This window comes from Candidatus Villigracilis sp. (genome assembly GCF_057083605.1).
This window is the reverse complement of record NZ_JBXMTI010000110.1, coordinates 1-24,657: the sequence shown is the minus strand read 5'-3', so window position 1 is coordinate 24,657 and position 24,657 is coordinate 1. Positions and strand designations below refer to the sequence as shown.

Here is a 24,657-nt window from a genome sequence, read left to right as displayed (position 1 = left end):
GATATATACTTTCCCAGCCATAAAGCCCTTAATTTCATACTTTTAAAAACTATGCCACGATTCGTCTCAAACTCTTTTTGGAATTTGACCAGAATATGATATATAGAAAAATAGGCGAGCATTTCATCGAGCAAACTTTGAGTGCGATATGCAATAGCCGACTTATTATTATGCTGATGCATACTTAAATCTAATTTCTTGAGATAAGGCGTTGGAGATACTATTAATTGATGGCTTAATCGGTTCGTACTACTAAAAGAGTCTCCCTCATCCCAAGGAATAAAAAATAAGCTTTGATCTGCATATATCGAAAAACTAAAAAAGTTAAAACCTATTGTCCTCAACCATACTCGCGAAGCTTGAACCCACTTAAGACGTGCAGACTTGGTCGCAGGAATATCCTCAAGAGTATATACTTCAATTGCAGGTAAATGAATATTTGCAATATTTTTTTGCTTCATGAAATACCCATTAATAAAGGGTTTCAAACTTATCTCAATAGATGAGCGAATATCTCCTAAATAATTGAGAATTTCATCTCTCATATCATATTCCGGAATCGATCTTGAGAATCCCCCTCCTCCTGGCCCAGTTGGTATTATGTGCCGAAATCTAATTTTTGGATGATAGACTTTAGACCTTAAGCTCTTCAATCTCTGGGTAACAATTTCAGTTAGATGAACATCTAAAACAACAACTATTGTTGACGGGAGAATTTGATCTAACTCAACAGAAATAAAATCTACTTCCTTTGGCAATGAAGACAGATAACGGACATCTCCACCAAACAGCCTCATTTTTCGCTCACGCGCAACTGTTCCAATGTTAATCCATGAACCTCCGTGAATTTTGCTAGGACTATGAAAAAACTCTGACCTGAATTTACCATGAAGAAAACTATCCTCCAAATTTGGGAATAGTTTTTGCAATCCTTTTGTTAGGCGATCAAAATCTTCTAAAGGATAGATTTCGATTAGACGAAAGTAAATTAAATCCAATTCGCAATTGGAAGGAGGAAGTGTTTCATTTATTGCTTCTTTCTCTGGCGTTTTAAGTTGATTCTGATGAAGATGTTCAAATGTAACAAAAGGTTCAATCTTTAGAAAAGAAAATTTACTGCCCCATTTTATGTAATATTCTGCCAAAGTAGTTCTTGTCTTTTCAGAGATTGTTTTTTTCATCTTTCAAGACCCTGGTTTATATAAAATAGGTATTTGAGATGACCCACACATAAAAGGTCATCTCAAATACCATCAAGTAATTTCTATACAAAATCACTACAACTTCGCGAACCTGCTCACTACTTTCGCTGCACTCGCTGGACGATCCATCACAGCACCCTGGTGAATCAGGATGGGCGTGCCTTCCTTTGCATAGGCCAGGTTCACGAAGGCCTGACCTGTGATGAATCTCTGTCCATCAATGGCGCAGGAGGTGACGAAGCCAATGCGCTCGCCGCTGGCATTGTCCACGGGGTCACCGTTGTGTGCCATGCGGACGCGCTGCTCATCAAAAGTAAAGCGGATGACTACTCCCTTGCGTTCCTTCTCTCTTGCAACGTAAGCGTCACGCCCGATGAACCATGGCTTGTATGGTTTGACATAGGAACCAAATCCGCCTTCTGCGACTCCCAAGTCTCTGCCATCGAACTTGCCAGAGCCGAGCCCCATTTCGTGACCATATAATGGCAAGCCTGCTTCGGTGCGCAGTGAGTCGCGTGCGCCCAAGCCGATCGGCTTGACTCCAAACCCCTCGCCCGCTTTCAACACCGCATTCCAAAAGTCCACGGCGCGCTCGGGGTGGACGAATAATTCAAAGGCCAGCTTCTCGCCGGTGTAGCCAGTGCGAGAAACAATTAAGTCGAATCGCTCCCCTGAGCCTGTCGAATGGGCACCAACCACCGCATCGCATAACTCGGTGCGCTTCAATTTCATGATGCGCGCGCGAGTCTTATCATCCACGCCCATCGCAAACAGCGTGTCACGGCTCTTGGGTCCTTGCAGGGCGATATCCACCCGCATGGCCGAACCAGCTTTCGGGTCCCGCAGGTTGCGGATGTTGGCTTCATATCCATATGTGCGCGCCCACGGTCGTCCCGTGTCAATGCGCACTTTTCCGTCACGCACACTTTCAAGCCAGGTGCGGTCCTTGTCATCGTTCGACGCGTTCACGACAACCAAATAATTATCGTATCCGCGGCGATAGACTAGCGTATCGTCGATCACGTCCGCTTCGGGTGTAAGGAAATGTGTGTAAAGCGACTCGCCCGGCATCAGCCCGCCGCAGTCGTTGCCGCAGACCGTATCGAGGAACGAAGCCGCATCCGCGCCGCGCACATCGTACACACCCATGTGCGAAACATCGAAGAGGCCCGCCGCATTGCGCGTGGCCAGATGTTCCTCAAAGATGCCTGAATACTGCACAGGCATTTCCCAGCCCGCAAATGGGACCATTCTGCCGCCGAGATCGCGATGGGTTTGATTCAAGGCTGTCTTTTTTAATTCACCTTCAACTTCATTCCATTGGAAAGAAGGCAGCGCTTCTTTCTTAACGTTCGAGCTGATTCCGATATAAAAAGGTTTATCTACACTGACGGTTTTATCCGTTCCCATCCGCGCATCCGTTAACTTATCCATTGACGACGAAACGACTATCGGCCCAGGCATTCTCCTTGCGCTGAAATCTTTTTCGCCATTCAAATTAAAGGATGTGTACCCATCAGATAGATCGCGCAGCCACGTCGCCACAACCGACGCATTCTTGACAGGCACAGCTAATTGATAAGTCTTGCCATCCACATTCTTCAACGTCGCTTTGACTTTACCTTTGGGAGTTGAAATCTCCGTCGCTTGAGTCTTGCCCTTCTTTAGAGTAGAGAGGTCAGAAGAGACAGCAAAATCCAAAACCTGCCGCACGCGTTGTCCACTTAATTCGTACACCGCCATCTGTCCCCCCCCTTTAGGGGAGGCTAGGAGGGGTTTATCATCAATGTAATAGAAATGTGGATAGCCATTCTTCGTCGGCTTGAAATCAATGCCCGCGTTCTGCGCCAACGTTCTAATTTTCAACTTCGCATCGTTCAGTACATTGAAATCAAGTTTCGCGCGGCGTTGTTTTCCTTTTTTCACAGTATCTACTGAATGTGGAGCGCAGGCCAAAAGCACATCTGCCATCACGTCCGCGAGTTCACGGCTTTTCTTCTCATCGAATCCGCGCTGTGTGATCCACGGCGTGCCCAAACGAATGCCGCTTGGGTCAGCCGAGTTCTTGTCACCGGGGATGGTGTTGCGATTGACCACCACGCCGACGAGATCGAGAATGCGCGCGGCCTGATCGCCGCTCAGGCTTGTTCCATCCTCACCTTTGACAGAGGTCACATCCACATTCAGCATATGACAGTTCGTGCCGCCGAAGGGCACGCGCAGCCCCCTTTTTTTGAATTGGTCCGCCATCGCTTGCGCGTTCTTAACGGTTTGGGATTGTAGTTGTTTAAATTGTTTGGTTTGTGCGAGCTTGAAGGTCAATGCTAAACCAGCGAACACGTTGACGTGAGGTCCGCCCTGCTCACCGGGGAAGACGGCCTTGTCAAGTTTCTTTGCAATGGCCGCATCGGTTGTCAGTAATACTGCGCCGCGCGGGCCGTCGAGGCTCTTGTGTGTGGTAGACATTACCACGTGAGCATGACCAATTGGCGAAGGCACCACGCCCGCCGCCACCAGCCCGCCGATGTGGGAAATATCCGCCAGGAAATATGCGCCTACTTCATCCGCGATCTCACGGAACTTCTTCCAATCTGGAATCCATGAATATGATGAAGTGCCCGCGATCAAAAGTTTCGGTTTATTTTCAATTGCCAATGCGCGGATTCTGTCATAGTCAAGTTTCTCGTTGTCATCCACGTTGTAATGCACAGCCTTATACCACTTGCCGCTGCGATTTACCGATGAACCATGCGAGAGATGACCTCCGTGAAGGAGATTGAGTCCCATTACCGTCTCGCCGAGGTTGATCACTGCCTGATACACCGCGTTATTGGCCGGAGCGCCTGAAAGAGCCTGCACATTGACGAAGATCTGGTCTGCGCTGATTCCATTGGCTGCAAAAGCCTCTGCCCCCCGTCTGCGAGCCAGCGCTTCGACCGCATCCGCATATTCCACGCCCTTGTAATAGCGCGGGTCACCGCTGCGACGATAATGAGCAAGTCGCGCTGGATAATCGAGAATCTCTTCTTCGGTCATCCAACGCGACTCTTCGTCGGGGTAGCCTTCAGCATAAATATTCTGGAAGGCGGAACTCAATGCTTCACGTACTGCCATCGGCGCAGTGGATTCACTGGGAATCAGGATCAACTTGCGGTATTGCCGCTCCGCTTCGAGCTGAGTCAGTTCAAAGACATCAGGGTCCAGTTTGGCGAGCGAACCGCGAACTAAATAATCGGACATTGTAAATCTCCTTGAGAGAGTTGAGTTTTGGAATTGTCAGACACTTGAATTGTAGACCCGTGAGGGGAGAGGGTCAAGTGTCAATCGAAAAAACATGATAAATATCATACTTGAATTTGTCTTCAATTTGAGTAAGATGAATTGCATAGGGAAGCTTCATAATGCAAATCTGCTAGGCAGGGAGGTGCATGTCGATTTAGCGCAAAAACCTCAAAAATTTTATTCACAGTATCACTTTCACAAAGTTTTGGAGGCGACGAACCGTTGACCTAATTTAGTCGCTTACTCGTCGAAGATGAGTAAAGTCAATGGGGAACCAATCAGTGCCCCATATGTTTTTAACACATAGATACCCTAAGGAGGAATCCATGAAGACTCACAGCCTGTTCTCAATTGTGGTGATGACATTGCTTGCCTTTTCAATACCTGATGCTATGGCTAATGCACAGACTCAGGATACACCTCAGGCATCGAACGCTGTTAATGTTACTGTGCAAACCATCATTGAAAGCAATATTTTCCCTAATAATGTCACAGACATCACAATGACAGTTGGTGATTTAACCAACGATGGCAATTTGGATCTGGTTTTCGTAAAAGGCGCTGAACAATATGGTGCTGGGGCTGCAGTGTTCCAAAATCCGGGAGGGACTTGGAACGGTGGCACATTGTTGGCTGGCCCATCACTCAATTCAGCCAAAAACCCCATCGTAGCACCGATCCGTAATGATGGTAAAAACTGGCTGGTATTTTCCGAACATGTATGGGGAAATGGTGGTGAATGGCTGCGTGGATATAGATACAGCGGGACAACGCTGGTGGAGAATAAAGATGTCACATCCCGTTTTGCATGGCCCGGATGGTTTGCGCCAAGTGTTGCAGATCTCGACGGTGACAGTAACTTAGAGATATGGTTTGTCACGTTACACGGTGGCTTTCCGAATCCCCATCATCATTTGTTTAGATATGTTTGGAATCCCGCGACAAATACCTACCAAGGTGTCGAAATTAAAGATGGCGGCCAAAATTTCGAACCCCTGATGAGACCGCAATCTGGTGATTTTCTTGGTGACGGCACTCAAACACTTATCTGGGTTGCCCAGTCAAGGCAATTGGATCTTGTTAGGTATACCCCCGGGTCTGGTGTCTACAACCATACCAGTTATCCAATCTTTACCCCATCTGGCGCTATAACAAGTATAAGCACGGGTGAGTTCGACGGAAATGCGGGTACGGATATTGCAGCCGTCACATGGGATGGGTCTTCAAGCTCAGTATACGTAATTTCGGGCAATACATTCACTGTGACACAAGTTGCATCAGGGATTGGTGAATATCTGACGGTTGTTTGTTTAGCTGATCTAGATGGCGACTCACTAGCCGAAGTCTACGCTGCTGGAACACAAGGTGGCATATATGGTTTTGATTCGATTCAAGGTTGGCGGCTTATCACTAGCCAACCTGGGATAAACTGGCGAGACGGGGTGGCTGCCCGTTGGACTGGTACAACCCGAGATGAAGTTCTTTTCAGTGGACCAGTCGGTGGCAGAACCTTCCGCGTTGTCAGCTTAACAGCCGAAACTAAGATACTTGGCGCCAACGTAAATATCCAAACTATTATTGAAGGCACCGGTGACGGGTCATCCCCTGACACATTTTATGGTTTTGAAGTTTTTGTGCGTGCGCATGGGGATTTCTCAACCTTTGACGCGACTCAGGTAACATTAACTGTCAATGGTGATCCAGTGGTGATTGACAATGCCGAAATATCTTATGATGGAGAAAAATTTCATATTATGGCCAATGGGGATTTTGGTAGCATACCTCCTCTCGGCGAATATTCTGTAACAATCAGAGATGCAAGTGGTCAGGTAAGTCAACCATTCGTAATTGGGAACCTTGAAGATTATCCCAGAGATGCGCCTGATATTTTGTTCCCACAGCATCAAAGCTCAATTACTGAGACTCAGCCGACATTTGCCTGGGACGAATTCAATTCATACTATCTGGGCCAGCCCGTTATCCCCTGGGCTTATACGGTTGATTTGCTGACCCCCAACGATGGTCGCTTCACAGTATTCCCGATCACGATCGATCAAACCACTTTGAGTTACAACAATTCAAATTGGGATCCAGAGCAACCTGCCTCACTGGAGCCGGGTATGCATAGTTTGGTAGTGCATTCAGATCATTCTGTGGCTCCAAGGATCAACTTCGAACATCACCGAATTATTAGTTTCGAAGTAGTTGTCAACCGACCACCAGTAATAACTTCTATCACGGCACCCACTGCTCCCATTCAACTTGGACAAAGCATCGACGCAACCACTGAATTCAGCGACCCCGATGTTGGAGACACTCACACCGTTCTATGGGATTGGGGTGATAGTTCTACGACGACTGCATCTGCTACTGTGCCATCTGTAACTACACCTCATACCTATACATCTGCTGGAGTATATACGATCACGGCTACCATCACTGATGCAGCGGGCGAATCTGATACGGAAGTCTTCCAATTTGTAGTCGTTTACAATCCAGAAGGCGGATTTGTCACCGGTGGCGGGTGGATCAACTCACCTGCGGGAGCTTACACCGCTGACCCAACGTTGGCTGGCAAGGCAACTTTTGGCTTTGTATCAAAATATCAAAAGGGTGCTAACGTTCCAACTGGCAACACGGAATTCCAATTCAAAGTCGCGGACTTGAACTTCAAGAGTACATCCTATGACTGGTTGGTGGTTGCTGGAACGAAAGCCCAGTACAAAGGAACAGGCACGATCAACGGAATAGGCGAATACGGTTTTATGCTGACAGCTATTGATGGCACGCCTGATAAGTTCCACATCAAGATTTGGGACAAGGCTACTGGTAACCCCATTTACGACAATATGCTTGGCTCACCAGATGATGCCAACCCGGTGATAGCTATTGAAGGAGGCTCAATCGTCATTCATAAAGAGAATTAAGCATCCTTTCTCATTGGATTAAGAGCCTGGCAGATCGAAGTCTGTCAGGCTGATTCTTTTGTGAATGAATAATTAACGTTGTAAGGTAGTCAGAACGCACGAAGGAAGAAAAGCAAGGGGTCAAGTGGAAAATATCATAAAAAGGGTTCAAATTATCATTTCAACAGCAAATTGAATTTGACTCATGGATATTTTGAACAAGTATGACAAATGTCACTTGAACTTGAAACAATTCTTCGCTATGTTATTAACATCTGCCAAATTTAGAGGTATGGGTTTGAGATGGCAGTGTTCCAATTCCTTTGAAATTTATCTGCTTCTGGTTGTGCGGCAATGAAACGATGACTTTATTTGGTCGCTTTGCCCATTGAATGATGGGCAGGGTCATCGGGGAGCCAATAGCGAAACCGGCCTGTATGGTCGGTTTGTTCGTTTAAGGAGGTGATGCGTTTTCAACTCTGTCTGGTCTGTTTTTCGTCAAACTGTTATGAAAGGGATAAAAACATGAAAAATAAATTGTTCGTTTTGTTCGTTGTTCTAATGGTTCTGGCTTTCTCAGCCACTGTTGTACAGGCGCAACCCAACGGCTGCACCACCATAATGGATGGGACCCTGACAGATAGCTACGGGAATTTCCTGGTGATGGGGTACGATCAATTTGGCTATAACTATCAGGCGCACATGTTCAATGGCACTTACGATAGCTCAGACCGTACCTTAGATGGAACATATTGGGGCAGTACCGGCGATTATGTAGATGATACTCTCATAATGAAATGGTCTGATGATTGGCTATCAAATCAGGACTGCACCGGAGACGGAAAATTGGATCGCGGTTCGGCCGGCATCAGCCAGGGATGGTTGACCAACTTTAATGAAGGGGATTATGATTCCGATTTCAATGGTTCGCAGGATGCCCATTACACTTACTTTTCAAAGATCGTTTGGGTGGGGCCAGGCGGTTCTCTGTGGGGCCAATACGACATTATCCAGGAAGTCTACAACGATCCTGTTGGTGGATATCATGGCCTACAACTCAAAGAAGGTGCACCCGGCTTTGGCCTCAACGATCAATGGACCCTGCCATAAATTTTCAAACTCTTACATAAGTGAAGCCTCCGGTCTCCGGAGGCTTTTTCGTTTGTAAGGCTGTAGGATTGCCGGCGATAAAAGGATGTGAATCAAGCCAGAAATTTATAGGACAATTGGGGCTTGAATTCACTTATAAATAACTGTAAACTGTCCATATGCCTACTCTTACAAAGACCGGACAACTCAAAGAACTTGAGGGGCGTCAGAAATCGTTGTTACGCCTCGTGGAATTAAGCGTAACGCTGAACTCAACGCTTGATCTCGATGAATTACTTCAGCTTATTACAGCTACCGCTACTGAATTGTTGGAGTGCGAGGCTGCATCGATTTTGCTTTACGATGAAAAGAGTCCGCGCCTATACTTTGCCGCTGCTACCGGGTCCAACCCTGAAAAATTAGCTGAGATCCCTGTCCCTATTGATAACAGCCTGGCGGGCACAATATTCCGCACGAACCAGCCGCTCATTCTGAATAATCCCGAACAGGATCCGCGTCACTACTCCCTTGTTTCTGAACACATCAAATTTAAAGTAAATACATTGCTCGGTGTGCCCATGCTCATTAAAGATCGGACAATGGGCGTGCTTGAGGCAGTTAACAAACGTGAAGGCGGCTTCACCGATGCCGATGTGGCAATGTTGTCTGTCACTGCCGCGCACGCCGCGATTGCGATCAACAATGCAAGATTATTGCGGGCAACAAAACAGGCTTTGGAAAAGGTGAAAGTAACCAATCAGATCAAAAGCCATTTTCTGGCTTTGGCATCCCACGAACTGCGGACTCCGCTGGGCATCATCATTGGGTATGCAACCTTCCTGCAACAGGATGCGAAGGGCGACGCAACGGATCACGCCAAACAGGTGCTTGGTGCGGCGTCACAGATGCGTTCCCTGCTCGACCAAATGAATAACCTGACCCTGCTCCAATCGGATGAGATGGAAATGCGGCCAGTAAAGATATCCATTCAGGATGTTTTGAATTTTGCGTTGGATGACATCAAATACTTCGCTGCGCGGCGTGACCTGAAGCTGGTCTTTGCATTTCAGGATGATCCCATCTTTGTGAATGTTGACCCCGAAAAATCGACCCTGGCGTTTGTCAACCTGCTCAATAACGCCATCCGTTTTTCGCCGGAAGGAAATGAAATTACCATTGGAGCCGTTAAGCAGAATAAAGAGGTGATGGTTTGGGTTCAGGATCGCGGCATTGGCCTTCCTGTTGATAAATTGCAAAAGATATTTGAAGAGTTCTATCAGATCGAACCGCCGAACACACGTCACTATGGCGGGCTTGGAATTGGCCTCGCGATTGCAAAAGGCCTGATCGAAGCTCAGGGAGGAAAGATCTGGGCTGAGTCCGAGGGCGAAGGACGAGGCTCAACATTCAAGGTATTGCTCCAGGCAGCGGATTGAGTAACCTGTAGCGAAATGAGAGGCATATCCCTTGCTCTCATCGCTAATGTTTTTCTTTTCCATCTTCATTGACATTCCCAAATGCCTCAGGTAGAATACGGTTCGCCTTGTCCCGCGAGCGGCGGGATAAAAAACTTGGGCCTGTAGCGCAGTTGGGAGCGCGCCTCAATCGCACTGAGGAGGTCAGGGGTTCGAATCCCCTCAGGTCCACTACAGGCGGAGAAAAAGTTTACTAAGGGCCCATAGCGCAGTTGGGAGCGCGTCTCAATGGCATTGAGAAGGTCGAGGGTTCGAATCCCTCTGGGTCCACTAAATTAAAAATTGAAAAGTCATGGCAGGAGTAGTAGGTCAACCCGTCAGCGAGTTGGGAGAGTGAGGTGGAAGCCCAGCACCAGTGTCAACGGAGCACTATCATCCCCTAAAGGGGACAAGAAAAGACCGAACTCGCCTGTCTCTCGCAAGAGGACTTGGATGGTGAATCTCAAGTAGTCATCCACGGGCAAGCCCGTTACAGCGACAAAGAGCGTTTGAAAGTTGAAGGCTAAACCTGCAAACTTTTCAACCGAATCTGGGTGGTACCGCGGAGTTAACTCTTCGTCCCTGATGTGGATGAAGGGTTTTTTGTTTAAGTCATTTGGATTCCGTCAGCTTGCTGACGGAACTTGTGGAGCAAGCTCCACGACTCCAGAATTTTAGAAGGAGGCACACATGAACATGGACAAAATCTTTTGGAAACAGGGACCTCTACTTGCGGGCCTTCAGTTTCGATTCGTTAATTGCACTAAATAAAGGCGATCAAATAATCTGACGCCTGAAATTGAAACCTGAAAATATTATCCATGAGGTAAGAATGGCAACCAAAAAGAAAAAAGTATCAGTAAAGCCAGCGAGAAAGGTTGTTAAAAAAGCGACGAAAGCCACCAAGAAAGTTATCGCTAAGAAGGTGACCAAACCTGCGGTAAAGAAACCTGTTGAAAAAAAGGCAGCCGCAAAAAAAATCATTGCTCCAAAGAAGAAGGCTGCCCCAAAACCATCCAAAAAGAGGATGGTGGCAATTGAACCTGTAAAAGAGATGGCGGTGGTCGTTGTGGCTGAGAAGCCAAAGGCAGTTGTGCCTGTGATGGAAAAACCAAAGGCAATCGTTCCTGTTGAAGAAGAGAAAACAACCAAAACTCCATCTGCCAGACAGGACAAATCTTTTCAACCACAGACTTTCGAGAAGAAGTGGCAGGAGAAATGGGAAGCAGATAAGTTGTATCGCGCGGTTATCGATGAGCGAAAACCCAAGCATTACGCCTTGACCATGCTGCCCTATCCCAGCGGCGACCTGCACATTGGTCACTGGTTCTCGATGACTCCCCCGGACGCCCGCGCACGCTTCAAACGTATGCAAGGCTACAACGTCCTGTTCCCGATGGGATTTGACGCGTTCGGACTCCCGGCTGAGGGTGCGGCGATCAAACACAACATCCACCCGAAGAAGTGGACCTTCGAAAACATTGAACGGATGCGTAAGCAGATGCGCACGATGGGAACCATGTTCGATTGGGAGCGTGAAGCCGTATCTGCCGATCCCCAATACTATAAATGGTCCCAATGGTTTTTCATTCAGTTATATAAACATGGGCTGGCATATCGCAAAAAATCTGCGGTGGACTGGTGCCCAAAAGACAACACAACTTTGGCGCGTGAACAGGTGAAAGGCGAAGATCGCGTATGTGACCGATGCGGTACGCCGGTCATCAAAAAGGATTTGGAACAGTGGTTCTTCAGAGCCACTAAATATGCGGGTGAACTTTTGCATTTCGAAGGGATTGACTGGCCGGACTTCATCAAGGTCTCGCAAACGAATTGGATCGGTCGTTCTGAAGGTGCCGAGGTATTTTTCCGCCTGGATTGGGAATCAGTAGTTGGCAAAATGGGAATCCAAGAGAAGGGTATCGGGACCGAAGATGGACCGACGCCTGAATCGCAGGTCTCGATTCCTGTCTTTACTACTCGCCCGGATACATTGTGGGGCGCTACCTTCATGGTTTTCTCGCCCGAGCATCCACTCGTGGATAAGATCACCACGCCCGAGCATAAGGAAGCCGTCAGCGAGTATAAGGCTCAAGCCGCGAAACAGACTGACATCCAGCGCGAAGCGAAGGATAAAGAAAAGACAGGCGTCTTCACGGGCGCTTATGCCGTGAATCCAGTAAATGATGAGCGCATCCCGATCTGGGTTGCAGATTATGTCTTGATGACCTACGGCACGGGTGCCATCATGGCTGTCCCTGCGCATGATGAACGCGACTTTGCCTTCGCGCGCAAATTCAGGTTGAAAGTGATTCCTGTCATCCAACCCGAAGGCGTTGAATTGAATGGCGAGACAATGGAAGCCGCGCATGAACACGAAGGCCTGATGATCAACAGTGGGCCATTCAACGGCACACCTGCCACCAACGACAAAGGCTTGAAGAACCCCGCCATCAAAGCCGTAGTTGAATGGCTGGAACAAAAAGGCATCGGCAAACGCGATGTGAACTATCGTTATCGTGATTGGTTGATCTCACGGCAGCGTTATTGGGGCGCACCGATTCCAATGGTCTATTGTGAAACACATGGATGGAATCCTGTGCCTGAAGACCAGCTGCCCGTGGAATTGCCGGATGATATCGAATGGAAGCCAACCGGTGAAAGCCCGTTGAAGTTTCATCCGACATGGAAAAACGCAACCTGTCCGATCGGCGGCGAACCTGCGATCCGTGAGACCGATACGCTGGATACATTCATGTGTTCGTCGTGGTATCACCTGCGTTATCTGAGCCCGCATTACGACAAAGGCCCGTTCGACGAGGCCGAATACAACTATTGGATGCCTGTCGATACATACACGGGCGGCAGCGAACATGCCACCATGCATCTGCTCTACACGCGCTTCTTCCACAAAGCATTGCGCGATATGGGCATCACCGAAGGCGGCGAGCCGATGATGCAATTGCGCAACCAGGGCATGGTGCTGGCAGAAGATAACAGCAAAATGTCCAAGAGCCACGGCAATGTAGTTGCGCCCGATGTGTTGGTGAATAAATATGGAGCCGATACCGTGCGCGCCTACTTGATGTTCTTCGCCAGATGGCAGCAAGGCGCGCCCTGGGACCCACAAGGCATCGAAGGGACTGCACGCTGGATGCGCCGTGTGTGGACGCTGTTCACCGACGTTGTTCCGTCGGGGGCTAAGCCCCCGACGAGCGATACGCTGAAGGATCTGCGCCGACGGGTTCACCAAACCTTGCGCGATGTGACACATGATTTCGAAGAGTTCGAGTTCAATACCATCATCTCCTCGCTGATGGAATTGATGAATGAAATGTATAAGGCGCGTGAAGCCGGTGCGGTTGGTACACCTGAATGGAGCGAAGCCACTGAAATCTACTTGAAGATGCTGGCTCCCGTCGCCCCACACATCGCCGAAGAGTTATGGTCACAGATGGGCAAGCCCTATTCGATCCACCAACAAATGTGGCCCAAAGTGGACGAAGCCGCCACGAAAGAAGACTCCATCGAGATTCCCGTGCAAGTCAACGGCAAGGTGCGTGACCGAATCATCGTCCCAGCCGAAGCCAGCGAAGATGAAATAAGAGCTGCGGCATTGGCTAGTGAAACCATCCAGAAATATTTGGAAGGCAAGGAGCCAAAGAAAGTGATTGTGGCAAAGGGTCGGTTGGTGAGTGTGGTGGTGTAGTGTAGTGAATGGGGAATAGTGAATAGTAAAAGGCGGCAGGCTTTCTGAGAAAGAGAGTCTGCCGCCTTTTTTGATTCGTGTTTCAGGCAACTATATTGATCTTATAAGGGGAATTTACAGAACTTATGCAATCATCCAGTAATATTGCCGCAATTTTGCTGTAACGCGATCACTGCTGGAATAGTCATACAATATTAAAAGCCCTTTTACTGTATTTGCTTTCGCGATTATTTTGCCTTTACCCTGTGATGAATGCCAATTCAAATCTGCTTTATGCCTACCTGAAATAAGAGCCAAAGACAGAATATATGGCCCTTCTGAAAGATGAGGAGTAGATAACCATGAAATTAAAATCTTTACTTCGGATTGTTAGCCTCCTGGCTTTGCTTGTCTTGCTTATCCCGCTGGGCAATGTTAATGCTTTTGCCTCAGCCAATATGAATATGGTGGAACTCTCCGAGCCATTTGTGTCCACTATTATTACGCCCGCTAGCATCAACGTAGGCAATACTGCCCTGGCCGCTGTCAACTTGAATAATGTGCCTGTGGATGGTTACACAAGCGCTGAGTTCACTTGCTCCTACAATTCCAGCCTGGTTCAAGCGAGTAGTGTCACCATTACCAGCCTCTTCGGCGCTGATGCGGCTACCGCCATCAATAATCCTCAGTCTGGCACTTTCATCGTCGCGATTGCGGGCACGAATGGCAATAAAGCTACAACCAATGGTGCCGCATTTACTTTTAATGTTATGGGGTTGCAAGCGGGTCAATCCACAATTGAATGCAAAGCCCGTGTTTCCAAGGGGAACAATGTGCTTACGGAAATTTCATCCACTGTTGCCAGCCTGAACATCATTGGAAGTACGCCTACGCCCACCGCAACGTTTACACCTACCCCGACATTCACGCCAACTCCCACATTACCGATAAGCGACTGGCTGACCTTCACCAACTCCAAATACAGCTTCGAGTTCAAATACCCGCCACAAGGACAGATCATTGATGGCCACACTGATAACTTCGCCCGTATCAATCTGCCCTTCGTAGCGGGTACGAATCTGAGTGAGAAATATCTGGAAGTCGTGGTCGCGGAGAATGTTGTTCTATGCCAAAGTCCGCTGACTACGCCCAATCCCTCCGAGACAGTAATGATAAACGGCATTACTTTCCTGAAACAGACCGGAGAGGATGGTGGAGTGGGTCACCTGCATCAATGGATTACTTATTCTACGCTTCGAGATAACGTCTGCGTCAGCCTGGACTTTATCCTGCATTCCATCAACCCGGGTGTTTATACTACCCCGCCGCCCGTCTTCGACTATGCGGCTGAGTCGGCTGTCTTTGAGCAGATCGTTTCCACTTATGCATGGTTGAACCTGCCTACAGTTACTCCGACATTCACGTCCACACCAACTTCCCAACCTACTAATGGAACACTCACTGGACAAGTGCTCGCCAGCAAGACAGTCACTGTGAGTCTCTACAATGCCGATAACTCGCTCGCCACATCGGTGACTGCCAATGCAGATGGGACTTTCAGCCTGACGGCTCTTGCTGGAAACTATACCGTGATCGCTACAGCCAGCGGCTTCCTTGATGCCCAAGGATCTGTTGCACTTACGGGCGGCAACACCAGCATAATGCCTACGATCAGTCTGCTGGCTGGGGACATAGATAATAATAACGTCATCGATCAGTTTGACGCCCTGACGATTGGGATGAGTTACAACACAACCGCTCCCGCTGCGGCAGACTTGAATAACGACGGACTCATCAACGTCCTTGATCTGGAACTCCTTGCCAGTAACTATCGAAAATCTGGTGCACTTATCTGGTAAAAACACGCCATAGTTGTTGAGCGCGGCGGCGTTGGGAATGTTTTAGTATTGAAAGCTCTTGGTGATCTCACGATCACCAAGAGCTTTGTGTTGGTGGTCATCGGTGTGTTGTATAATCTCCCCATGGAGAGAATAATGTTAAAACAAAAGCGGGAACAACTCAAAACCGAATTCAAACAAGCATTGACCGAATTTGTTGAAACACTCAAAAGCCATGTTTCCACTGAAGATGACCAATGGGCAATCAAAGGCTTTATTGATGTCTTCCGCAATATTTATACGATTTCCGCGGATACAAAAATTGTCTCAAAGATTCTTGAAATCCATCTTTTCCCAAAGTTGCTTGAATTTGCCAGCCAAAATAACTATCGAATAGTTTTAGCTGAACAACAAAACTATTACCCTGATTTGTCTTTTGTAAATGCCGACGATGAAAGTGTAAAATTTGCTGTGGATTTAAAAACCACCTATCGTTTACCTGATAATCCTGATTTTTGTAACGGCTTTACACTTGGTTCACATGGTGAGTATTTCACTAATCGCAAGAGTTATAAGAACATTCAATTTCCATATAGTGGGTATTTCGGACACTTCTGTCTTGGTGTTATTTATTCGCGTACTAACCCTGAGAAAAGCTACGAATCTGAATCCTATCGTCTCGAAGAGTTACAATCAATTACATCTGTAATTGGCAATTTTCAATTCTTCGTTCATGAGAAATGGGAAATCGCTGGCGATTATCAAGGCAGCTCAAATACCGCAAATATTGGAAGCATTGTCAAGATCAGTGATCTTTTGGATGGCAATGGAGTTTTTAAAAAACTTGGTGAAAAGTGGTTCGACGATTTCTGGATGAATTATGGCAAAATTCAAATGACATTGCCTGATGGTAAGGTAAAGACAATTACGTCTCTCAAGGACTATCTTGCTTATCGTGGAAAAGATATAAAATTTGCGAATCCAATGGTCAGAAAACCATCTCGCAAAAATAACAGACGAGTGCAAAAATGACAGTAAAGGTCCCGCCCTTGAAATGTCAGGGGATTAAGACAAAATTGGTTGAATGGATTAAAGACCATTCTTCTCTTAAAAACGATGGTACGTGGATTGAGCCTTTTATGGGTTCGGGTGTGGTTGGATTCAATATGCGCCCAAACCGTGCTATTTTCGCAGACGTAAACCCACACATCATTAATTTTTATAATGCCATCAAGCAGGGAGAAATAACAGCAGGGATTGCAAAAGAATTCCTGGAAAAAGAAGGTGGATACCTTCAAGCCAAAGGTGAAGATCATTATTATGAAGTGCGCGAGCGTTTTAATAAAAATGGAGCCCCGTTGGATATGCTCTTTTTGAATCGCGCTTGCTTCAACGGCATTATGCGCTTTAATAAAAAAGGTGGTTTCAATGTTCCTTTTGGACATAAACCTGAGCGTTTTGCCAAATCCTACGTGACTAAAATTACGAACCAGATCAAGTATGTGGCTGATGCAACCAGCCAATATGACTGGCAGTTTGTTTGCTCCGATTTCAGGAAAATTCTCTCTTCTGCTGGAGAAAATGATTTTATCTACTGCGACCCACCATACATTGGCAGGCATGTTGACTACTTCAACTCATGGTCAGAGAATGATGAGCAGGAACTTTATGATTTGCTCAATATTGCAAAAGCAAAATTTATTCTTTCTACGTGGCATAGTAATCAATATCGCACAAACCAAGCAATTGAAAAATATGCTTATCGCTTTACCATCTTAACGCGCGAGCATTTTTACCACGTTGGAGCAAGTGAAAAAAATAGAAAACCAATGTTGGAGGCAATTGTATTGAACTACAACCCATTAACTCCAGTTGCCTTAGAATCAGAAAAACAATTGGCATTGTTTGAAAAGGCGAAAGATGGCTATATAGTTTATTCATCTCCAAAAATTTGAGCCAGTTATGGGATGGGAATTACAAAAAAGCACTTTGCCCTCAACGATGGTTTCGTGAGTTTACATTTAATCAAATAAAATACTAACTATGTCTGCACCTCGCAAACTTCTTACCACGTTTGACAAACTCCTCATTGGTGGCATAGGCTTGAGCGTGCTTGGAATTTGCGTTTTGATTGGGGTGTTTTCTTACATTTGGATCAACCCTCCCAATAGCAGTTCTGACCCAACTCCATTTGTCAATTCGCCTTTGGAAACGGCATTGGATTTCTCCACGCCCGCTTCGGCGCCTACTTTTGCGTTTGCGCCAACTTTGATTCCATCACCCATCCCCAGTTTTAGCGGGAACACGTCCCCAAGCGGCAGGATCGTTTTCACCTGTTTTATTAAACAAATAGATCAAATCTGCATCATGAACGCAGATGGGACAGGCCGCGAACAGATCACAGAAGCGGAGGAAACGGCCTTTTACGCATCCCTCTCTCCAGATGGGCAGACGGTTTACTTCTCCTCGCGCCGCACTGGGAACTTTGAGATCTATTCCATCAATACCAATGGCAAGGAATTCAAACGCCTCACAAGAGGCATTGGCAGTTTGTATGCGCCTGAGCTTTCCCCGAAAGGTGATTGGATCGTCTTTACAAATGATGGGGATGGACTTTGGCTGATGAAACCTGACGGCTCGAACCCACATGCCATCACTACCTCCGATGATATTGACCCAACCTGGTCACCGGATGGTTCGATGATCGCCTTTGCATCTTCACGAACAGGAGTGCGCCAACTATTCGTCATGAACGCGGACGGTTCCAATATCCGCCAGGTGACAGACTTGAAGGGTATGGGCGGGCGCAGTTCCTGGTCACCGGATGGAACCAGGCTTGCCTTTTATGCGGGGCCAGAAGGTGACCGCGATATTTACATCATCAATATAGATGGGACAGGTTTGGTACAGATCACGAATGGCGGGGATAACCTCGGCCCAAGCTGGTCACCGGATGGAAACTGGATCGCCTTCGCCTCCTTTCGAGATGGCAACAACGAAATTTACATTATCCACCCTGACGGCACGGATGTGATCCGTTTGACGAGCAGCCCGACTTCAGATTGGCAGCCTCGTTGGGGAAGATAGAGAATAGGGAATAGTAAAAAGTGGCGGATATTCTCCGCCACTTTTCTTCAGCCCATCCACGCTCTAAAACGCGGAACCCATCTGGGGACATTGGCTTTATAGTTCAGGTAGCTTTCTCCAAATCGTTTTTCCAGCCCTGGTTCTTCCAACAAAATAAAATAGGTGTGGTTAATCAGGATGAAGATGCCTGCCCAGAGACCGATGATCCATGAACCCCAAAATAAGGATTGGCCGATCAACATCAACGCCACCCCGCTGATCATCGGGTTACGGACGTGGCGATACGGACCGATCACTACGAGTCTTTGAGTTGGGTCCCACGGAGCCAGAGTCCCCTGGCCGACAATTGCAAATAGATTCACACACCATACAAATAATGTGAATCCAAGCCAGGCGGATAAGGCCCCTGCGATGAAACCAGCCCAGGTCAGAGGTGTGATCCCAACCCAGCGCGTATCATAAATTGCAAATGAATTGAACAGCCAAACAGGGATAACGATCACTACCATAAAAGGCAGCAATAAAATGGCAAGGAAATGACGCAGGGCATTGAGCATGATCGAAAAGTATACTCTTGTTTTATTTTGCCTTACAGCGGTGATTCCCTGAGCAGTAGCGACACATGCACCGCGTTGCGGATGCAGTGCGCGGTGATGGTCTCTATAATAATCTCTGAGATTCTTCGCTATCGCTCAGAATGACACTCCTCAAGGTAATTTATACAACGAACAATAAATCAGATAAAATCAGACAATTCATAACTTCAGGTATTGGAGAAAAAATGGAAAAGCCCGATTTTGATGATGATGCAGACAAGCAGGAACCCATGACAAGTCCCATGGACACAGATGCAATAGAAGCTGCGATCCGCTCCATGTTGGCGGCTTTTGGTGAAGACCCGCAGCGTGAGGGATTGCTGAACACGCCCAATCGGGTAGGCCGCATGTACCCTGAGTTATTAAGCGGTTATCGCGCAGACCCTGTGAAGCTTGTCAATAATGCTCTCTTCAACGTCACATATGATGACATGGTGATCGTGCGTGATATTGAATTCTACAGCCTATGTGAGCATCACATTCTGCCTTTCATGGGGCGCGCCCACGTAGCTTATATCCCTAAAGGACAGGTGATCGGCCTTTCCAAGATTCCCCGCATCGTGGATATGTACGCCCGCCGTTTGCAGGTTCAGGAACGGATGACTCGCCAGATCGCTGATTTCATTAACGACCTGATCCATCCACAAGGCGTGGCAGTCGTTGTGGAGGCCCTTCATCTTTGCTCGATGATGCGCGGCGTGAAAAAACAGGATGCGCGCATGACCACCTCCACCATGCTCGGAAGCTTCCGCTCCAAGATCGCCACGCGCGAGGAATTTTTGTCCAATATCTCACGCGGAGCGGGTCCGCTTAAGATTTGAAATGTGTCATCCTGAGCCGCTCTTCGGCGAAGGATCTCTTACACGCTGAACGAGAGACCCTTCGGTCGCAACAATCGCTCCCTCAGGGTGACACAATTACATTATCACGCTTCACGATCCACACCTGACCTTTCAACTGCTCGGCGACTCGAGATAATTTTTCGTGTCTGACAGGGTGTTCAAAGTCCGGGATCAACTCGGCCAGCGGAACAGTAACAAAGGCATAATCCCAAAATTCCGTGTTGAGCGGTCTTTCATCGAATAGCACGATATCGATATCAATCGTGCGCGGAGCATTTTTCTCGGCACTGCGAACGCGTCCCAGCTTGGCTTCAATGGGTCGGATGATCTGTTCTTTTAGTTCAACGGGCTGAAGGTGAGTGAGAAATACAAGGCAGGTGTTCAAAAAATTTGGCCCATCGAAACCAACCGACTCGGATTCCCATACACCAGCTATGGCTACGATTTTTCCGACCTCCCGCAGCATTTGAATTGCTTTCGGGAGGTTGTTTTCTGCGTCAATGTTCGAGCCAAGACTGAGATAGGCACGATGCAGGTCACTCATCTCGCTTGCGTTCAACTTCCACTCCCACAGATTTTGCGAATCGCACGGCACCGGGCTTTTCCACGCGCACGATCGCTTTCAGCACGCCCTTTTGTTGCAGACACATCTTCGCCAGGTCGTTGGCTAGCGCTTCCACTGTCATCCGTGCAACCGTTTCTGCATGTGCCATGATCTTTTTTGTCAGCGCGCTGTAATCCACGCAATCAGTAATATCATCCGTTTCACCCGCGCGGGAGGTATCTGTAAATACCGTAACATTGATCAAAATATCCTGCGCTTTTTTGCGCTCCCAATCATTCACACCGATAATGCCGCGCACGAGCAGGTCTTTGATGAAAGTTTTATCCATGAGTTCTCCATTTCGTCATTGCGAGCGCTCTTTGCGAAGCAATCTCCCTCAACGTGTTGGAGATTGCTTCGTCGCAAGGAGCAAGAGCGCTCCTCGCAATGACGGGTTATGTTAAATGCCTTCCGCCATCTACATGAATGATCTCACCCGTGATATAGGCGGGACCTGTCAGTAAAAATAGCAGCGCATCTTCGACTTCACCCGCTTCACTCCACCGTTTGGCTGGGACTTGTGCAATGATCTTTTCACTAGCTGACTCATTTGCGGGCGGCAGGATGGCACCCAACGCCAGCCCGTTGACCGTGATGCGCGGGGCTAATGCAACCGCGAGAGACTTGGTCATTGCGGCCAGCGCGGCTTTGCTAACTGTGTAAGGAAAGTGATCCGCGCCGGGGCGCAGGGCACGCCAATCTAAGATGTTGACGATGCGGCCTTCTTTGGTTTGTCTTGCAAACTCCTGGCTCAACAAGAATGGCGTGGTCAGGTTGATCGCCATGTGACGTTCCCAATTTGCGAGGGTGGTGTCTTCCAAAGAGAGAGGCTCAAAGATGGCGGCGCTGTTCACGAGGGCGTATAGCGGAGAAAACTCATTCGCCTGGGTAATGAGCTTCGAGACCTCAGCAGGCTTCCCGAAGTCTGAAGCGAGGACGTGGGCTTTTCGTCCCAAAGATTCGATCTCATCCCGAACTTGGCGGGCTTCTTCATCCGAATGGCCGTGGTGAATGACAATATCGGCCCCGGCGCGGGCACAGGCCAGCGCAAAAAGGCGGCCCAGGCGGCGCGCGGCTCCTGTGATCAAAATGGTTTTGCCGTTCAATTCGCTCATCTAATTGATTTTATCATTTCATAATTGCAGAGACAAATTCCGATAATGTTTATCTAATTCTTGACTTCCGTTTTTGGAGGTGATAATATCTTCTTCATCAAGGCCACAATTGTTACAAGGCATGCCACTCTAATCGAAAGGTGAAAAAAATGATCACGAATCAAAAACCACCGGCTTATACAGGTGATATCGCCGAACAACACCTTGATCCATCCCGTGAATATACTGCTGAAAATCAGGAGATCGTCTTCTCCGAGGACCAACATGCGATCTGGGCTGACCTGTACGCTGGCATTCATCAACCTTATTTGCTGGAGCATTTGTGCCAGGAATGGAAGAATGGACTCGGGTTATTGAAGCTCGACCCACATCGCATCCCCACAGTTGTACACCTTAACGAGCACATCACCCCGCAAACTGGCTGGCGAATCGAGCGCACCGCTGTCCGCTACACTCTGGCGGACGATTGGTATAAGAAGTTTGCCCAGCGCATTTTCCTGATCACCGATTATCTGCGCACCCGCGATCAGATGGAGTTTACGCCTGAGCCAGATATGTTCCATGATATCTTCGGCCACCTGCCGTTTTTGACGCAGAAGTTCTACGCACGCATCGAGGATAAATTTGCCCCAGCCTACCTGAATGCGACCACAGAGGAGAGGGAAGTCATTAAGCGTCTGGCCTGGTACAGCACCGAATTCGGGCTGGTGATGGAAGGCAACCGCATTAAAGTGTTCGGAGCTGGTATCATCTCCGGGCGTAGCGAGCTTGCGAATGCGATCATGGAGTTCTACCGCCTCAGCCGTGACAGTGTGATCGATTACAGCGGCAATGTGTTTGAGCAGTTACAGGATAATTTCCACACCCATAAAAAAGATGTCCTTCGAATCGTTGAGGGTGTGAACGAACTGCATCAAAAGGGACAGATGTCCTCCGGGGAACAGGGCTGGAACGTGGTCCAGGCGTTGTTCAACAAGTTGGGAATCCGCCGCGAGGGAATCTTTGGCGGCGAGGTGATATTGGCCCCGTTCGATATCGAAACGATTGCCCGCATTCCAAAAACAGTCTACGCCTTTAACCCGATGTTCTTCGTCTGCGAGTCGCTCGAGCAGATGGATGAGCTGTTGGATTCGTATTTGAAGCCGATTGCGCTGAGGAGTTGATAAGTAGAGAATAGATTATAGAGAATAGTAAAAGCCCCTGAGAGTTGCGAGACTCTCAGGGGCTTTTGAGTTAGGCTTACAATATGTCAAGGTTCAGAATAGTTTGGTTAAGAAAATGGAGGTTATATGTCAGGGCAACAAGTGATTTCGGACTTTATTCAAGAATTAATTTCGAGAGCAGACAACAGATTAGAAGATTTGAAACGACTTAATTCTGAATCATCAGAGTTAGGTAATAGTTCTGACGATCTTGCACAAGCTCAAGTAGATTTGGATATTGCTAGATCTATTGGTAAATTGTTTGCGAACGGGCAATTAACTGACAAACGTCTTCAAGAGCAGTTAAAGCAATTGCGGGAGAATAACAATGGCTAAAATATCGTCAATAGAAATTTATGGCTTTAGAGGAATCCGCAATCAAGTCAAGTTTGATTTTGGAAACAATTCCAAAGGCCTAGTGCTCTCTGCAGAAAATGGGAGAGGCAAAAGTTCATTAACCGATGCCATTGAGTGGTATTTTCGAGACTCAATTAACCACCTGCAAAAAGAAGGTTGTTATGACAGTGCTTATCGTCATTATCGATTGCCCGAAAATGAAAATTCTATTGTTTCAATTACAACAACAGAATCGGATGTTTTCGGGGAAAAACATTTGCAGTTGACTAGAGATAACTCCGGTTCAGAAAAGTACAAGTCTGCTTGGAAAAACAATGGCTCAAGCTTGAAAAATTTTTTAGAAACAGCGCAAGGTGAAAATGTCATATTGCGTCATGCTGAGCTCAAAGACTTTGTAAATAAAACAAAAACCGAAAAGTTGAAAGCTGTATCTTCCATAATTGGCTTTGATGTTGTCACGCAAACGCGCGACACAATAAACAAGGTAAAGGGAAGCGTTGAAAGAGATTCTGAATATCGCAAAGTTATTGGCCAAATCTCAGAAAAAGAACGGGATATCATGGCATTGATCGTGCCTATTATTGGACCAGTAGTTGACTTACCCTCTGCAGTTTTCGCGACTGTCGAACAGCTGCAAGGAAATCTAGGCAGTTTCACTGTGGTTAAAGATCTTGATTCTTTTCAGAAGTGCCTAAGTGAAATCACAGGAAACTCATCAGAAGATGAAAAAAGAAAATATTTTCAGTGGTTAATTAATTTAGAAAGCACATTAACCCAGGCCGTAATTTCTTCTGGATTCGTCAAGCAGACACAAGAATATTTCTTGAAGCAAAAAGAACTATTGAGCAAAAAGGAAAATCTAGAAAAATTGGCATTGATGGATCTTTATCAAGCAGGGAGGCAAATTCTGGAGCAAAATCCCGATCTAATAATATGCCCACTCTGTGAAAACGACATTACAGGTCAAGACCTTGCAAATAAAGTACAAGCCAAACTCCTTGAATTTTCAGAAATCAAGAAGGAAATAGCTGGATTGAAAAATTTGGCAGATGAAGTAAAGAAAAATAATGCTGCCACTGTTAATAACCTGCAAGGCGCTGAACGCATATTCTTATCCAACACCAACAAGTCTGAGGAAAATTCAAAGTGGATAGCTCTTTGTCAGTCGGCAACTGGGATACTTTCTTTGTGGTTTGAGGAAATAAACCAGTCACTGAATTTGATTAACTCTTTTGATATAAAAGATGACAATTTGAATTCTTTGCAAGATTACAACGCAGAGACCACAAGAGTAATTGGTGAAATAAGTGCTGAAATAAAAAACATAAGTGAATCGGATGTTGACGCACAAAAGGACTTGCAGAAACAAATTTTGCAGCAATTGTTCAGTCATTA

18 protein-coding genes and 2 tRNA genes are annotated in these 24,657 nt (G+C 47.1%); 14 read left to right on the top strand and 6 right to left on the bottom strand.

All coding sequences use genetic code 11. The annotated features are described in order from the left end of the window. Together AC14M5_RS15815 and AC14M5_RS15810 are read right to left on the bottom strand one after the other, a co-directional pair. Positions 1–1,181, bottom strand: a 1,181-nt coding sequence (locus AC14M5_RS15815; RefSeq protein ID WP_484030653.1) for a hypothetical protein, incomplete at its 3' end; no start/stop codon positions are given. Positions 1,182–1,277: 96 nt separating this feature from the next. Next, positions 1,278–4,442, bottom strand: a complete 3,165-nt coding sequence (locus AC14M5_RS15810; RefSeq protein WP_484030652.1) for a serine hydroxymethyltransferase — start codon at positions 4,440–4,442, stop codon at positions 1,278–1,280. A gap of 368 nt (positions 4,443–4,810) precedes the next feature. Here AC14M5_RS15810 and AC14M5_RS15805 point away from each other — a divergent pair, with 368 nt between their 5' ends. From AC14M5_RS15805 to AC14M5_RS15760, 10 genes are all read left to right on the top strand, one after another. Continuing rightward, a complete protein-coding gene (locus tag AC14M5_RS15805; protein ID WP_484030651.1) occupies positions 4,811–7,411 on the top strand; it encodes a PKD domain-containing protein in 2,601 nt (866 codons plus the stop codon). A gap of 504 nt (positions 7,412–7,915) precedes the next feature. Further along, complete coding sequence (locus tag AC14M5_RS15800) at positions 7,916–8,500, top strand: hypothetical protein (protein WP_484030650.1); 585 nt, start codon at positions 7,916–7,918, stop codon at positions 8,498–8,500. Between the two features lie 158 nt (positions 8,501–8,658). Then, entirely contained in the window at positions 8,659–9,915 is a 1,257-nt protein-coding gene (locus tag AC14M5_RS15795; protein ID WP_484030649.1) for a GAF domain-containing sensor histidine kinase, read from the top strand. 137 nt (positions 9,916–10,052) lie between these two features. Next, positions 10,053–10,125 (top strand) — tRNA-Ala (locus AC14M5_RS15790). A 26-nt stretch (positions 10,126–10,151) separates the two neighbouring features. Continuing rightward, positions 10,152–10,224: transfer RNA gene (locus AC14M5_RS15785), tRNA-Ala, on the top strand. Between the two features lie 541 nt (positions 10,225–10,765). Then, positions 10,766–13,642 carry a leucine--tRNA ligase gene (gene leuS / locus AC14M5_RS15780; protein WP_484030648.1) on the top strand — a complete coding sequence of 959 codons (2,877 nt, stop codon included), beginning with the start codon at positions 10,766–10,768 and terminating at the stop codon, positions 13,640–13,642. A gap of 341 nt (positions 13,643–13,983) precedes the next feature. After that, positions 13,984–15,480 carry a carboxypeptidase regulatory-like domain-containing protein gene (locus AC14M5_RS15775; RefSeq protein ID WP_484030647.1) on the top strand — a complete coding sequence of 499 codons (1,497 nt, stop codon included), beginning with the start codon at positions 13,984–13,986 and terminating at the stop codon, positions 15,478–15,480. Between the two features lie 135 nt (positions 15,481–15,615). Further along, positions 15,616–16,491, top strand: coding sequence for a type II restriction endonuclease (locus AC14M5_RS15770; protein WP_484030646.1), 876 nt, complete (start codon positions 15,616–15,618; stop codon positions 16,489–16,491). Continuing rightward, a complete protein-coding gene (locus tag AC14M5_RS15765) occupies positions 16,488–17,414 on the top strand; it encodes a DNA adenine methylase (RefSeq protein ID WP_484030645.1) in 927 nt (308 codons plus the stop codon). The genes AC14M5_RS15770 and AC14M5_RS15765 overlap by 4 nt, the downstream gene beginning before the upstream one ends. Positions 17,415–17,502: 88 nt before the next feature. Next, positions 17,503–18,546: a TolB family protein gene (locus AC14M5_RS15760; protein ID WP_484030644.1), complete on the top strand. Its 1,044-nt coding sequence runs from the start codon at positions 17,503–17,505 to the stop codon at positions 18,544–18,546. 47 nt (positions 18,547–18,593) lie between these two features. On the opposite strand, the gene AC14M5_RS15755 is transcribed toward AC14M5_RS15760, so the two are convergent. Next, entirely contained in the window at positions 18,594–19,103 is a 510-nt protein-coding gene (locus tag AC14M5_RS15755; RefSeq protein ID WP_484030643.1) for a methyltransferase family protein, read from the bottom strand. Positions 19,104–19,327: 224 nt separating this feature from the next. Between AC14M5_RS15755 and folE the strand changes: the two genes are divergently transcribed. Further along, positions 19,328–19,963 carry a GTP cyclohydrolase I FolE gene (gene folE / locus AC14M5_RS15750; protein ID WP_484030642.1) on the top strand — a complete coding sequence of 212 codons (636 nt, stop codon included), beginning with the start codon at positions 19,328–19,330 and terminating at the stop codon, positions 19,961–19,963. Positions 19,964–20,045: 82 nt separating this feature from the next. Here folE and folK read toward each other — a convergent pair whose 3' ends face one another. From folK to AC14M5_RS15735, 3 genes are all read right to left on the bottom strand, one after another. After that, entirely contained in the window at positions 20,046–20,543 is a 498-nt protein-coding gene (gene folK / locus AC14M5_RS15745; RefSeq protein WP_484030641.1) for a 2-amino-4-hydroxy-6-hydroxymethyldihydropteridine diphosphokinase, read from the bottom strand. After that, positions 20,521–20,877: a dihydroneopterin aldolase gene (locus tag AC14M5_RS15740; RefSeq protein WP_484030640.1), complete on the bottom strand. Its 357-nt coding sequence runs from the start codon at positions 20,875–20,877 to the stop codon at positions 20,521–20,523. The genes folK and AC14M5_RS15740 overlap by 23 nt, the downstream gene beginning before the upstream one ends. 106 nt (positions 20,878–20,983) lie before the next feature. Beyond that, positions 20,984–21,703 carry an SDR family NAD(P)-dependent oxidoreductase gene (locus AC14M5_RS15735; RefSeq protein ID WP_484030639.1) on the bottom strand — a complete coding sequence of 240 codons (720 nt, stop codon included), beginning with the start codon at positions 21,701–21,703 and terminating at the stop codon, positions 20,984–20,986. 149 nt (positions 21,704–21,852) lie between these two features. Between AC14M5_RS15735 and AC14M5_RS15730 the strand changes: the two genes are divergently transcribed. The 3 genes from AC14M5_RS15730 to AC14M5_RS15720 form a co-directional block, all read left to right on the top strand. Beyond that, entirely contained in the window at positions 21,853–22,866 is a 1,014-nt protein-coding gene (locus AC14M5_RS15730; protein ID WP_484030638.1) for a hypothetical protein, read from the top strand. Positions 22,867–22,992: 126 nt separating this feature from the next. After that, on the top strand, positions 22,993–23,241 hold the full coding sequence (locus AC14M5_RS15725) for a hypothetical protein (RefSeq protein WP_484030637.1): 249 nt from the start codon (positions 22,993–22,995) through the stop codon (positions 23,239–23,241). Further along, positions 23,234–24,657, top strand: a 1,424-nt coding sequence (locus tag AC14M5_RS15720) for a hypothetical protein (RefSeq protein ID WP_484030636.1), incomplete at its 3' end; no start/stop codon positions are given. The genes AC14M5_RS15725 and AC14M5_RS15720, both read left to right, overlap by 8 nt.